Origin of the sequence: Pseudarthrobacter chlorophenolicus A6 (assembly GCF_000022025.1) — a bacterium.
Lineage (GTDB): Bacteria > Actinomycetota > Actinomycetes > Actinomycetales > Micrococcaceae > Arthrobacter > Arthrobacter chlorophenolicus.
Window position 1 is genome coordinate 1457260 of record NC_011886.1, and the last position, 13646, is coordinate 1470905.

At 67.0% G+C, this 13646-nt stretch carries 10 protein-coding genes and 1 pseudogene; 1 reads left to right on the forward strand and 10 read right to left on the reverse strand.

Annotation, left to right across the window (positions count from 1 at the left end; genetic code table 11):
* Nucleotides 1–142: 142 nt before the first annotated feature.
* The 6 genes and pseudogenes from ACHL_RS06615 to ACHL_RS06640 all read right to left on the reverse strand — a co-directional run bounded on the left by ACHL_RS06615 (nt 143) and on the right by ACHL_RS06640 (nt 7313).
* Nucleotides 143–874 carry a glutamine amidotransferase gene (locus ACHL_RS06615; protein WP_015936529.1) on the reverse strand — a complete coding sequence of 244 codons (732 nt, stop codon included), beginning with the start codon at nt 872–874 and terminating at the stop codon, nt 143–145.
* 125 nt (nt 875–999) lie between these two features.
* Nucleotides 1000–1440 carry a YybH family protein gene (locus ACHL_RS06620; protein ID WP_015936530.1) on the reverse strand — a complete coding sequence of 147 codons (441 nt, stop codon included), beginning with the start codon at nt 1438–1440 and terminating at the stop codon, nt 1000–1002.
* A 15-nt stretch (nt 1441–1455) separates the two neighbouring features.
* Nucleotides 1456–3263, reverse strand: a pseudogene (locus ACHL_RS06625) (acetyl/propionyl/methylcrotonyl-CoA carboxylase subunit alpha).
* A gap of 130 nt (nt 3264–3393) precedes the next feature.
* A complete protein-coding gene (locus tag ACHL_RS06630; protein WP_015936531.1) occupies nt 3394–4044 on the reverse strand; it encodes a Maf family protein in 651 nt (216 codons plus the stop codon).
* Between the two features lie 9 nt (nt 4045–4053).
* Entirely contained in the window at nt 4054–6576 is a 2523-nt protein-coding gene (locus ACHL_RS06635; RefSeq protein WP_015936532.1) for an MMPL family transporter, read from the reverse strand.
* Between the two features lie 17 nt (nt 6577–6593).
* A complete protein-coding gene (locus ACHL_RS06640) occupies nt 6594–7313 on the reverse strand; it encodes a TetR/AcrR family transcriptional regulator (RefSeq protein ID WP_015936533.1) in 720 nt (239 codons plus the stop codon).
* 162 nt (nt 7314–7475) lie between these two features.
* Here ACHL_RS06640 and ACHL_RS06645 point away from each other — a divergent pair, with 162 nt between their 5' ends.
* Nucleotides 7476–8030 carry a hypothetical protein gene (locus ACHL_RS06645; RefSeq protein ID WP_015936534.1) on the forward strand — a complete coding sequence of 185 codons (555 nt, stop codon included), beginning with the start codon at nt 7476–7478 and terminating at the stop codon, nt 8028–8030.
* 98 nt (nt 8031–8128) lie between these two features.
* On the opposite strand, the gene ACHL_RS06650 is transcribed toward ACHL_RS06645, so the two are convergent.
* The 4 genes from ACHL_RS06650 to ACHL_RS06665 all read right to left on the reverse strand — a co-directional run bounded on the left by ACHL_RS06650 (nt 8129) and on the right by ACHL_RS06665 (nt 13423).
* Nucleotides 8129–9571 (reverse strand): dicarboxylate/amino acid:cation symporter, encoded by a 1443-nt coding sequence (locus tag ACHL_RS06650; protein ID WP_015936535.1) that lies wholly within the window; start codon nt 9569–9571, stop codon nt 8129–8131.
* Nucleotides 9572–9850: 279 nt separating this feature from the next.
* Complete coding sequence (locus ACHL_RS06655; RefSeq protein ID WP_015936536.1) at nt 9851–11536, reverse strand: DUF885 domain-containing protein; 1686 nt, start codon at nt 11534–11536, stop codon at nt 9851–9853.
* Nucleotides 11537–11606: 70 nt separating this feature from the next.
* Nucleotides 11607–11843 (reverse strand): acyl-CoA carboxylase subunit epsilon, encoded by a 237-nt coding sequence (locus ACHL_RS06660; protein ID WP_015936537.1) that lies wholly within the window; start codon nt 11841–11843, stop codon nt 11607–11609.
* Nucleotides 11840–13423, reverse strand: a complete 1584-nt coding sequence (locus tag ACHL_RS06665; protein ID WP_015936538.1) for an acyl-CoA carboxylase subunit beta — start codon at nt 13421–13423, stop codon at nt 11840–11842. Before ACHL_RS06665 ends, ACHL_RS06660 begins: the two co-directional genes overlap by 4 nt.
* Nucleotides 13424–13646 lie beyond the last annotated feature (223 nt).

The following is a 13646-nucleotide window of genomic DNA, read 5'->3' on the forward strand; positions in this document are numbered from 1 at the left end:
CGGTTGGTGGCTGGACGGCCCGGCGCACGCCCTGCAGTACAGGGGCGGGCGCCGGGCCGTCGTCGTTCAGGCGTCAAGTAACCGGGCAGGAACGCACGACGGCGGGTGGCCCGTTCGGGCGGGATGATCCAGGCACCCGGGTTCAGGCGGCGTAACGGGCCACGAAGTTTCGCAGGATCTTCATCGGCTCCGTCACTGTGAACTTCCGGGCATCGGCCATCAGGTCCTCGGCCGACTCCGGCGGGAAGTAGCCGGCGTTGCGGTAAATGTCGATGCGCGTCACCAGGCCCTCCGCATCGAGTTCGGGATGGAACTGGGTGGCGTAGAGGTTTGACTGGATCCGGAACATCTGGACGGGGCAGGCTTCGGAGCCTGCCAGTCGTACCGCATGGGCGGGCAGTGAACTGCAGGCTTCCTTGTGGCCGGCAAAAGCGGTGAACGCCTGTGGCATCCCCTGCAGCAACGGGTCCTGGAGGCCGGCATCGGTGAGGCCGATTTCCACGGCGGCGAGGGGCTCGCCGAACGTCCGGTCGATCACTGCCCCTTGGTGCCTGCCCAGGGTCCCCACACCGTAACAGGCCCCCAGGAACGGGAAATCGCGCTCCACCAGCTGGTCCAGCAGGCCCGACAGCTCCTGTTCCACCCTGTGCTGGACCTGGCTCTTGTCCTCAGGCGGATCGCTCGAAGTGAAGGGACTGCCGCCCACAATCACGCCGGAGAATTCGGAGAGGTCCAGTTCCGGCAGGGGAGCCGCTTCGAGCCGGATCCGCCGCAGCTCCCGCTCCTCCAGGCCGCCGTACCTCAGGTACGCGGCGTACTCGTCGTCGGCAGCGGCGTCCTCGGCGCGGGAGGCCAAAAGCAGGAAAGGCAGCACCTGCTAAGTGTGCCTGCAACTGGCCGCCATGCGCCAGCAGTCCGGAGCGGATGGCTCCGGACTGCTGGATGGTGATGGACCGCCGGGCGGCGTGGGAATGCTCGGCTCGCAGCTGACAGCCTGGTTCAGCTGGCGGCCGCCTGGGCCAGTGATCTGCGGGACTGGGGCCGCGCAGCCGGGTCGGCATGCCGGTGCACCAGTTTCCAGTAGCCTTCCTCGCGGCGGAAGATGCTGGTCACCCGGAGGGCGAACTCCTCGGCGGCCGCAGCACCGTCCAGCCGGGCACGGAAGTGCTCGGTTTCCACCAGGTAAGCGGTGTCGCGCGCCGTGTAGGACGTGATGGTGTCGAAGCCGAGCATCTCGCCGTCCTGGAACTGCCGGGCCGCCTGGTCCAGCCGGGCTTCAACCTGTGCCCACCCTTTGGCAATGCCCCCGAAGGGGTTGGCCAGCGTCACGTCCTCGAGCCGGGAGTAGAGGTCCTTGATGGGGCCGGTGTTGCCCCGGGTGATTTCGGGAACGGCTTCGTGGTAGCGGGCCACTTCTTCCTGGAAACTGGGTGCCAGCATGGTGCCTCCGGTCCCTCAGTCTTCGATCGTGGCGATCACGGCGCCGGCGGACACTGTCTCGCCGGCAACAGCCTTCAGGCCCGTGATGGTTCCGGAACGGTGCGCCGTGAGGGGCTGTTCCATCTTCATGGCCTCGAGGACCACAACCAGGTCACCTTCGGCTACAACGTCGCCTTCAGCCACGGCCACCTTCACGATGGTGCCCTGCATGGGGGAGGTGAGCGCGTTGCCGGTTGCGGCAGCGGGGCCGCCGGACCGTGCGCGCTTTTTGGACTTGCCGGACTTCGCCGCGGGAGCGGAGCCGGTGCCAAGGGAACCCAGCGAGGCCGGGAGCACCACTTCGAGGCGCTTGCCGCCTACCTCCACCACTACCCGCTGGCGTTCTTCGGCGTCCTCGGTTTCGGCTGCGCCCTGGGGGTTCCAGGCCGGCAGGTCGTTGGTGAACTCTGTTTCGATCCACCGCGTGTGGACTTTGAAGGGGCCCTCTGCGGGAGCGAAATCGGGGTTGCTGACCACGGCGAGGTCGAACGGGATAACGGTGGGAATGCCTTCCACCACCATTTCCTCCAGGGCGCGGCGTGAGCGCTGCAGGGCCTGGGTCCGGGTAGCCCCGGTGACCACCAGCTTGGACAGCATGGAGTCGAAGTTTCCGCTGATGACGTCGCCCTGCTCCACGCCGGAATCAATGCGGATGCCGGGGCCAGTGGGGTTCTTCAGGGTGGCAATGGTGCCCGGTGCGGGCATGAAGTTGCGCCCCGGATCTTCACCGGTAATGCGGAACTCGATGGAGTGGCCACGGACTTCGGGGTCGCCGTAACCCAGTTCTTCGCCGCGGGCCAGGCGGAACTGTTCGCGGACCAGGTCGATGCCGGTGACTTCTTCGGACACGCAGTGCTCCACCTGCAGGCGGGTGTTGACCTCCAGGAAGGAAATGGTGCCGTCCTGGCCCACCAGGAATTCACAGGTACCGGCACCGAGGTAGCCGGCTTCCTTCAGGATGGCCTTGGAGGATTCGTACAGGCGCTGGTTCTGCTCGGGGGTGAGGAACGGCGCCGGTGCTTCTTCGACGAGTTTCTGGTTGCGGCGCTGCAGCGAGCAGTCGCGGGTGGAGACCACCACAACGTTGCCGTGGGCGTCGGCGAGGCACTGGGTTTCAACGTGCCGCGGTGCGTCCAGGAAGCGCTCGATGAAGCACTCGCCGCGTCCGAAAGCTGCCGTGGCCTCACGGACGGCGGACTCGAAGAGTTCGGGGATTTCTTCGCGGGTGCGGGCCACCTTGATGCCGCGTCCGCCGCCGCCGAAGGCAGCCTTGATGGCCACTGGCAGGCCGAACTTGTCCACGAACTCGAGGATTTCCTCGGCGGACTGTACGGGATCGGCGGTGCCGGGGACCTGGGGTGCACCCACCTTCTCAGCGATGTGGCGGGCCTGGACCTTGTCGCCCAAGGCGGAAATCGCTTCGGGGACGGGCCAATCCAGGTGATCCCGGCCTCGATCACCCGGGCCGCGAACTCCGCATTTTCGGCCAGGAAGCCGTAGCCGGGGTGGATGGCATCCGCGCCGGACTGCCGGGCGGCATCGATGATCTTGTCCATCACCAGGTACGACTCGGCGGCCGTGTTGCCGCCCAGGGCATAGGCTTCGTCAGCAAGGCGGACATGCAGGGCGTCGCGGTCCGGGTCGGCGTAGATTGCCACGGAGGCGATGCCCTCGTCGCGGGCGGCGCGGATGATGCGCACCGCGATTTCACCGCGGTTGGCGATCAGCACCTTGGTGAGGCTCTGCTGCGTGGTACCGGCGGACTGCTCGAAATTTGCTGACAAGGCGTCTCCTTCTTTTCTTCAGGGAGCCTAGCGCGGTTTTGGAGGTTCCGCCGATATTACTTGCGGAATCCGCGTGTAAAGAGGCAATGCTTTGTAGGGAAGCTACAACTCCGGTGTAATTGGGCGCTTTTCAGCGCACCGGCCAGAGATCGGTGATGCGCACGTTTGCGGCGGCCAACAGCCCCCGAAGGGTCGAAACGGACAGGCCGACGACGGCATGCGGATCGCCGTCGACCTTCCGGATGAAGGCCCCGCCCAGGCCGTCGATGGTGAAAGACCCGGCGCAGTGCAGCGGTTCGCCGGTGGCGATGTACGCGTCGATCTCCTCCGCGTCCATGTCCAGGAAGGCGACCTCGGCGGAGGCAACAGCGCCGAGGGTGGCGCCGGATCCGGTACCGTCGCCGCCGTCGTCGTCCGTGTCCGTATCCCGGCAGTCCACCAGCCAGTGCCCCGTGTGCAGCACCCCGGAACTGCCGCTCATCCGCAGCATCCGCTCCCGCGCGACGTCGGCCGTGTAGGGCTTGCCGTGCGCCTCGCCGTCGAACTCGAAGACGGAGTCGCAGCCCAGCACCAGCGCGCCCTCGGAGTCCGGGAGCGCCGCGACGGCCTCGGCCTTGGCTCGGGCCAGCAGGAGGGCGGTGTCGTGCGGATCGGTCACGCCGTAGCGCGCCTGCACGGCGTCCTCATCCACGTCGGAGACCAGCACCGTGTGCCGGATGCCGGCTTCGGCGAGGAGCTTGGTGCGGGCGGGGGACTGGGAGGCAAGTATCAGGCGGACCACGGAATCAGCCTAGTGGACCAGCTCTGCGGACGCCTTGTCCTTCTCCGGCCGGCTGAGCTTGGCGCCCTCGACATCCACGTCCGGCAGGATGCGGTCCAGCCAGCGCGGCAGCCACCAGGACTTCTCGCCCAGCAGGTACATCACGGCGGGAACGATGGTCATCCGGACAACGAACGCATCCAGCAACACACCGAATGCCATCGCGAAGCCCAGCGGCCGGACCATGGTGAGGTGGCTGAAGATGAAGCCGGCGAACACGCTGACCATGATGATGGCGGCGGCGGTCACCACGGCAGCGGCGTGCCGGAAACCCACCCGCACGGCTTCCTTCGCGGTGGATCCGTGCATGAACGCCTCGCGCATGCCGGAGGCGATGAACACCTGGTAGTCCATGGCCAGGCCGAACAGCACGCCGATCAGGATGATCGGAAGGAAGCTCAGGACAGCGCCGGGGTTGGCGACATCGAACACGGTGCCCAGCCAGCCCCACTGGTAGACCGCAACCACGGCGCCGAACGCGGCAGCCAGCGACAGCAGGAAGCCGCCGGTGGCCAGGAGCGGCACCACGATGGAGCGGAACACCAGCAGCAGCAGGATCAGGGACAGCCCGACGACGATGGCCAGGTAGGGCGGCAGCGCGTCACCGAGTTTGGTGGAGACGTCGATATTGCCGGCGGTCTGGCCGGTCAGGCCCATGGCGACGTCGTAGTCGGCCTTGATTTCGCCGTTCAGGCCGCGGAGTTCCGAGACGACCTTGACCGTGCTGGCACTGGCCGGGCCTTCCTCCGGGATGACCTGGAAGACGGCGGTGCGGCGGTCGTCGCTGATGGCCACCGGAACGGCTGCCACCACGTTGTCCACCGACCGAAGCTTGTCCGCGATGTCGTACTGCAGGGTGGTGGCCGCTGCTTCATCCAGTCCTGCGGGGAACTCGCCTACGGCGACGATGGGGCCGGTGACGCCTTCGCCGAAGCTGCGGGCGGTGACGTCGTAAGCCTGGTATGCCTCGGAATCAACCGGTTCGGAGCCGCCGTCGGGAAGGGCGAGCTGCAGCTGCGTGGCCGGGAGGGCCAGCGTGCCCAGCAGGATGACGCCGGCCACCATGGCGAGCACGGGGTGCCGGGTGACCAAACCGCCCCAGCCGTGGGTGCTGCGTTCCCGGTCCTTGGCGTCGTCCGCCGCTTCGTGGCCGGGCTCGGCGTTGTGGGCGTTGGCCTTGGCCCAGGCCCGCTTGGAGATGATGCGGCGGCCGATGAGGGACAGCATGGCCGGGGTGAGGGTGATGGCGACGAGGACCGCCACGGCCACCGTGCCGGCGGCTGCCAGGCCCATCACGGCCAGGAACGGCAGGCCGGGGACCACCAGGGCGGCGAGGGCGATGATGACGGTCAGGCCGGCGAACACCACGGCATTGCCGGATGTTCCCGTGGCCCGGGCCACCGATTCCTCGGGATCCATGCCGGCCAGGAGCTGGGTGCGGTGCCTGTTGACGATGAACAGTGAGTAGTCGATGCCGACGGCGAGGCCCAGCATGAGCGCCAGCATGGGCGAGATGGAGCTCATGTCGAAGAGGCCGGAGAGTGCGAAGGTGATGCCGACACCCACGCCGACGCCCATGACAGCCATCACGAGCGGGAGCCCGGCCGCCACCAGGGTGCCGAGCATGATGATCAGCACCAGGGCCGCGACGGCGATGCCGATGATTTCCGCGATGCCGAACAGCTCGGATATGTCCTCGGTGATTTCCTTGCTGGCCAGGGCGGTGACGCCGGCAGCCGAGGTGCCGTGGGCGATGTCCTGGACCTGCTGCCGGACCTCGGGGCTCAGCCCGTTGATGGAGCCGTTGAACTGCACCTGGGCTACGGCAGCCTTGCCATCTTCGGAGACGAAGCGGATGGCCGAGGACGCTTCGGCCTGCCGCTTGCCCAGTTCCAGCTTGGCCTTGCTGGCCTCGAGTTCCTTCACTCCGGCGTCGTATTGTGCCTGGCCTTCGGCCGCTGCGGCCTTCTGCTTGCCCAGTTGGGCCTCAATAGCCGCTGCCGGTGCACCGGCAGCCACCATCTGCTGCTCTGCGGCCTCCAGCTGTGCCTTTCCGGCCTCCAGCTGCGCCTTGGAGGCGTCCAGCCTGGCCTGCCCGGCGGCCAGCTGTTGCTCGCCGTCGGTGATGGCCTGCCCGGCCTGGTCCACCTGGGCCTGGGTGGCGAACGGGTCCACGGTGCCGCGGACGTCCGGCAGCGTTTCGAGCTTCTTCAGGGCGTCGGTGACCGCCGCCCGGCTGGCGTCGGTGAAGCCGCCGTCGGGTGCTTCGAAAACGATCGTGGCGGTTCCGCCGGACGCTGACGGAAGGTCTTCCTTCAGCTTGTCCGCGATCCGCTGCGTTTCCGTTCCGGGGATCTGGAAGTTGTTGGACAGGGTGCCGTGGAAAGCCGCGGCGGAGCCGCCGACGGCAACCAGGGCCACGAGCCATAGCGAAAGGACCAGCCAGCGCCGGCGGTAGGAGAACTTGCCAAGGCGGTAGAGCAGCAGTGCCATGAGGGAAACCGATCTGGTCAGGAGGAGTGGGCGGCTGATGGGGCTGATGTGCGGGCCGGCGTGGCCGGACTGGTGGAGGTGCCGGTACTGGCCGGCGGAGTGAAGCCGGAGCCCAGGAGGGCCACGGCATCGATAAGGAGTTGCCGGAGTTCGGCGAGGGAGGCGGGCGACAGGTCGGGTCCCCGGCGGCTGAACCAGACCTCCATAGCGGCCTTGCCGCAGGAGATGACGGAGCCGGCCAGGGCGTGGACATACAGATCGTCAGAGCCGTCCGGCCTGGCCGCCACCCGGTCCCTCGCCACGGTGAAGACCTGGGCGCGGCAGTGGTCCCAGGCCTCGAGTTCGGTGTGGGCCATGAGCTGGCTGTGCTGCGTCAGGGCGAACAGCTCGGCCAGCGGCTCCACCGTCCTGGGGTCCGCCAGGGCCATGAGGGCAGCCTGTGCCGCCTCCAGCAGGGGTTCCTCCGGGGGCCGCAGCTGCAGCTGCCGGATGACAATATCCAGGAAGCCGTGGGTAACCGAGGCAAGCGCTGCGTCCGTGCTGTTGAAGTAGTTGAAGAAAGTGCGCCGGGAGATACCGGCGGACTCGGCGATGTCTTCGGCGGTGAAACCGCCGGGCCCCTTGGAACGGAGCAGTGCCAGCGCGGCGTCCGTGATGGCCTGCCGGGTTGCGGCCTTGTTCAGTTCGCGGCGGGAGGGGGCCGCGGGCGCGTCAGGCGGGGACGAGGGTGAATTCACACTCTTACACTACGTGCAAGTTTGCACGGTGAGCAAGTTAAATTCACAGGAGAATGAAAGGCTCCCAACAGCCTCTACCGAACCTGCGCACGGATGCTGGGTATGACCCGGACAGGGTCCAACCACAGCAGCCGTCTGGCGACGGCGGAGCAGGAGAAGAGAATGTCACGCAGGAAGAAGATTGCGCTCGGCCTGTCGGCCGCGGCGCTTGCCGTGGGTGCCGGCATCGGGGTGGCGGGGGTTGCCTCTGCCACGACGACGCCAACCCCCTCACCGAGCGCCAGCGCCAGTGCCCCTGCCGATGCCGGCACGGGCCATGACGGCATGGGCCGCCACGGCGGACGCGGAGGTGAACGCGGCGGCGTCCAGGCGTCAGAGCTGGCGCAGAAGCTCGGTGTGGACGAGGCAAAGGTCGCTGACGCATTGAAGGCTTTCCGTGAGGCCAACAAGCCCAGCGGACCGCCGGCCGAGGGCGAGAAGCCTGACATGGCTGCCCGCGAAGCTGCGTTGGCCAGGTCCCTGGCAGCATCGCTGGGAATTGACGAGGCCAAAGTGACGGCGGCGCTTGACGAGCTCCGTACCGCGGCACAGGCAGACCGGGCAGCAGCGCTCAAGACCCGTCTCGACCAGGCGGTTACCGACGGAAAGCTGACCCAGGCCGAGGCGGACGCCGTGACCAAGGCGGTCCAGAACGGGGTGATCGGCGGCGGACGCTGACCGCACGCCAACAGCAGAGACAACAGGAAGTCCCCGGGAGGGTTCCCGGGGACTTCCTGTGATCACACGTACGTGGCGCCTGGCGGCACCGGCGTTGGCTATGCCTTGGCGTCCTGCAGTTCGCGGGGCGCGGTGTCTGCAGCCGTACCGTCCGTAGCGGCACCGCTGCCGGCGGCGTCGTCGTCGTCAACGAAAGGGGTGCCGTTGCGGGGCGCGTTGTACAGGCCCTCGTCCAGGATGCCCTGGCGCTTGGCCACGATGGTGGGGACCAGGGCCTGGCCTGCCACGTTGACGGCGGTGCGGCCCATGTCCAGGATCGGGTCGATGGCGAGGAGGAGTCCGACGCCGGCCAGCGGCAGTCCCAGCGTGGAGAGCGTCAGCGTCAGCATCACCACGGCGCCGGTGGTGCCGGCCGTCGCGGCCGATCCCAGCACGGAAACCAGGGCGATCAGCAGGTACTGGCTGAAGTCGAGCTGGATGCCGAAGAACTGGGCCACGAAGATCGCGGAGATGGCCGGGTAGATCGCGGCGCAGCCGTCCATCTTGGTGGTGGCGCCCAGCGGGACGGCGAAGGAGGCGTAGCCGCGGGGGACGCCCAGGCTGCGCTCGGTGACGCGCTGGGTGAGCGGCAGGGTCCCCACCGAGGAGCGGGACACGAAGGCCAGCTGGACGGCCGGCCAGACACCGGAGAAGTACTGCTTGACGGACAGGCCGTGGGTGCGGACCAGGATGGGGTACACAACGAACAGCACCAGGGCCAGGCCTACGTAGATAGCAACTGTGAACTTGCCCAGGGAGCCAATGGTGTCCCAGCCGTAGACGGCCACCGCGTTGCCGATCAGGCCGACGGTGCCCAGCGGTGCGATGCGGATGATCCACCAGAGGACCTTCTGGATCACGGCGAGGGCGGAGGCGTTGAGGTTCAGGAACGGCTCGGCTGCCTTGCCCACCTTGAGGGCGGCGACGCCGACGGCGATGGCGATGACCAGGATCTGCAGCACGTTGAAGCTGACTGAGGTGGTCACGGCGCCGGATTCGGCAACGGTGGAGCTCGCGCCGAGGCCGAGGAAGTTCTTCGGGAAGAGGCCGATCAGGAAGGACCACCAGTCGCCGGACTTGCCGGAGTATTTGGCTTCTTCAGTGATTCCGGTGTTGGCGCCGGGCTGCAGCAGGACGCCCAGGCCGATGCCGATCAGCACCGCGATCAGGGACGTGATGGCGAACCACAGCAGGGTGTTCCAGGCCAGCCGGGCGGCATTGGAAACCTGGCGAAGGTTGGAGATGGAGCTCACCACGGCCGTGAAGATGAGGGGCACGACGGCGGTCTGCAGCAGCGACACGTAGCTCGAGCCGATGGTCTGCAGTGTTGCGCCAAGGCCGTTGGGGTTGGTCTTGGTGCTGCCGGTGTACTTGGCCAGCAGGCCGAGGGCAAGGCCCACGATGAGTGCGGCGATGATTTGGAAGCCGAACGATCCAGCCCATTTGGGAAGCTGGAAGCCCGTCTTCCCTGCGGGGGAGGGGGTGCTTGTCTGAGTGCTCACCCGAATACGCTAGGTCCGCACCGCCTACCATGCCGAAACAACATTGAGAAATGTTACGCACACCCAGTCACCGGAAGAAACAGAAAACCGCGGAAAACCAAGGCGGACAGCGGGTTTTGTTACTTATTCCCACCGGCGGTGTGCTTAACATCTCGCCGACGCGGTAGGCACAAGGCTCGGGGAGGGAGCCTTCCGGCAGCTTGCGTCAAAGCGACGAAGGAGCAGCAAGCAGGGGAAGGCGCCCTCACCGCGCCGGACTGGGCCGCGGCGGCAGGACTGCTAAAGCAGCGCCCGCCGAAGTGTATCGAGTCCAACAGAGCCGATGTTCAGGGCCTTGGTGTGGAACTCCTTGAGGTCGAACCCCGGCCGTGACTCGAGTTCGGCGCGGATCTGTTCCCAGAGCCGCTGTCCTACTTTGTAGGAGGGTGCCTGGCCGGGCCAGCCGAGGTATCGGGTGAACTCAAAGTTGAGTTGCCCTTCGCTGATGGGCAGGTTGGCCTTAAGGAAGTCGTATCCCTTGTCCGGGGTCCAGGTGCCGGTGCCCCAGCGTGCGGGCACCTCCAGTTCCAGGTGGACGCCGATGTCGAAGACCACCCGGGCGGCGCGCATCCTTTGCATGTCCAGCATGCCCATGTGGTCGCCCGCGTCGTCGAGGTATCCGAGTTCCTGCATGAGCTTTTCAGCGTAGAGGGCCCACCCTTCGCCGTGTCCGGAGGTCCAGCAGATGTTGCGCCGCCACTTGTTGAGCAGTTCGCGCCGGTAGGTGGCGGTGGCTACCTGGAGGTGGTGGCCGGGGACACCTTCGTGGTAGACGGTGGTGGTTTCGGCCCACGTGGTGAAGGTGTCCTCGCCGGCGGGCACGGACCACCACATGCGTCCGGGGCGGGTGAAGTCGTCGGAGGGGCCGGTGTAGTAGATGCCACCCTCGTCGGTGGGCGCGATGAGGCATTCCAGTTTCTTCATGACGTCGGGAATGTCGAAATGGACTCCGGCCAGTTCCGCGACGGCTTTGTCGGACAGTTCCTGCATCCAGGCCTTGAGGGCATCTGTGCCTTTGATCTGCCGGGCGGGATCGTTGTTGAGGATCTCCTTGGCTTCGGCGATGGAGGCGCCGGCCTTGATGGTGCCGGCCACCACCTCCTGTTCAGCGATCAGGCGGTCGAGTTCCTCGACGCCCCAGGCGTAGGTTTCCTCCAGGTCCACGGTGGCGCCGAGGAAGGACCGTGATGCCAGCGCATAGCGGGCTTTACCCACCGCGTCTTTCTCCGGGGCGGCGGGCAGCAGGTCGGCGCGGAGGAAGTCGGCAAGCCCGGTGTAGGCGCGGCGGGCGGCGGCAGCACCGGCGTCGAGCTTTTCCTGCAGGGCGGTGCCCAGCGGTCCGGCTTCTTCGGTGGCGGCACCGGCTGCGAGCTTGGCGAAGAATCCGTCTGCGGCGGCGTATTTTGTGGCCTGTTCAATGACGATGTTCACCTGGCGGGCCGCGGCCACCCGGCCGGCGTCGCGGGCAAGGCGAAGGGACTCGATGTAGCCTTCGACGGCGGCGGGTACGTTCTGCGCGCGGCCTGCGATGTGTTCCCAGTCCTGTTCCGTGGCGGTGGGCATGAGGTCGAAGATCGCACGGATGTCCTGTGCGGGGGAGGCGATGTTGTTCAGGTCCGCGTACTCCCACCCGGAGGCGTGGATCAGCAGTTGCAGGCCCAGCCGCTCGCGCATGGCGTCCAGCGTGACGGCGTCCACGTCGTCCTCGGGCTCGAGGCCTTCAAGGTCGGCAAGGGCCTTGCGGGCCACCTCTGCGAATTCGGCGATGCCTGCCGGGGAGAAATCCTGGTACTCGGTTTCGCGGCCGGGCAGGCCCAGGGTGGTGGCCAGTGACGGATTCAGGCGGACGAGGGTATCGGTGTAGTCGTCCGCGACGGCGTCGATGCGGGTGTGCGGGCGGGCGGCGGGCGAAGTGTCGGTAGTCACTATCCGAGACTAGCCCGGCCGCGTGCACTGGGCGAGGAACGCGCCGGTGCGCGCCCCCGCCGTCGGACCGTCAGCCTTTGCTGCGCTTCCAGGCGCCCGGACCGGGCGTTGGTGCAAGGCCCAGCCGTTGACGGCGCACCCAGTGCCGTGCGGTTGGCGCGGCGGGCTTGGCCGCTTCCGGGCCGCCGAGGGAGAGCACGACGGCGGTGAGCGCAGCGAGTTCCTCTGCGTTCGGCTGCCCCTTGACGACAGAGAGCAGGGGAGCCGCGGGGGCTTCGGCCGGGTCCGGCGTTCCGGTGGCGCTCACAGCGGGATGTTTCCGTGCTTCTTGGCCGGGAGGCTGGCTCGCTTGTCGCGGAGTGCGCGCAGGCCCCGGACAATTTGCAGCCGGGTGTCGGACGGTGCGATGACGGCGTCAACGTAACCGAGTTCGGCTGCCTGGTAGGGGTTCAGGAGTTCTTCCTCGTACTGCCGGATGACCTCGGCGCGGCGGGCTTCGACGTCGCCGCCGTCCTCGGCTACGGCCGCGAGGTCCCGGCGGTAAAGGATGTTCACGGCGCCCTGGGCCCCCATCACGCCGATCTGCGCGGTGGGCCATGCCAGGTTGAGGTCCGCCCCGAGCTTCTTGGAGCCCATGACGATGTAGGCGCCGCCGTAGGCCTTGCGGGTGATGACCGTCAGCTTGGGCACCGTGGCTTCTGCGTACGCATACAGCAGCTTGGCGCCGCGGCGGATGATGCCCTGGAACTCCTGGTCCTTGCCCGGAAGGAAGCCCGGCACGTCCACCAGGGTGATGATGGGGATGTTGAAGGCATCGCAGTTCCGGACGAAGCGGGCGGCCTTTTCGGAGGCGGCAATGTCCAGGGTTCCCGCGAACTGCAGCGGCTGGTTGGCCACGATCCCTACGGTGTGGCCTTCCACCCGGCCGTAGCCGATCATCACGTTCGGTGCGTACAGGGCCTGCATCTCCAGGAAGTGCCCGTCGTCGACGATCTGTTCAACGACGGCGCGCATGTCGTAGGGCTGGTTGGCCGAATCGGGGATCAGCGTGTCCAGCGCGAGGTCGTCGTCGTTGACCGCGTTTTCCTGGGCCTGCTCCAGCACCGGGGCCTCGGCCAGGTTGTTGGAGGGCAGGAAGTCGAGGAGTTCGCGGACGAACTCGATCGCGTCCCCTTCATCCGAGGCGAGGTACGTGGACGTGCCGGTGGTGGCGTTGTGCTGGCGTGCTCCGCCGAGCGTTTCCATGTCCACGTCCTCGCCCGTGACGGTCTTGATGACGTCGGGGCCGGTAATGAACATGTGGGAGGTTTTGTCCACCATCACCACATAGTCGGTGAGGGCGGGGGAGTAGGCGGCGCCACCGGCGGACGGGCCCATGATGAGGGAGATCTGGGGGACGACGCCGGAAGCGTGCACGTTGTTGCGGAAGATATCGGCGAACATGGCCAGCGAGGCGACGCCTTCCTGGATGCGCGCGCCGCCGCCGTCGAGGATGCCAACCACCGGGCAGCCGTTGCGCAGCGCGAACTCCTGCACCTTGACGATTTTCTCGCCGTTGACCTGGCTCAGCGAACCGCCGTACACGCTGAAGTCCTGGCTGTAGACCGCTACCGGACGGCCATCCACCGTGCCGTAGCCGGAGACCAGGCCGTCGCCAAGGGGCTTCTTCTTTTCCATGCCGAAGGCGGTGGAGCGGTGCACTGCAAGGGCGTCGAACTCGACGAAGGAGTCCTCATCGAGCAGCAGGGCGATGCGCTCGCGTGCGGTGTTCTTGCCGCGCGCATGCTGCTTTTCGACGGCCTCGGGGCCGGAGGGCTGTTCGGCACGTGCCTGGCGGTCGCGGAAATCGGCAATCTTTCCCGCTGTCGTTGTCAGATCGTGGCTCATCAAGTATCTCCGGCTCTGTTGCAGATTGGTTCAGTGTCGCTGAGTATGTTGAGGGGCTGTGCTCTGGAGGCGCTTAAGTAGCTTCCACACAAAAAACGAACCCTGCTGGCAAGTCTAATGACGCTTTGAGTGCCCGCGGCTGTAGGGAACCTACAATTTTCTGCCGTGCCCTCACCCGGACCACTATGTTACTCGCCGGTAACTTATCTGGGTTACAGTGTTT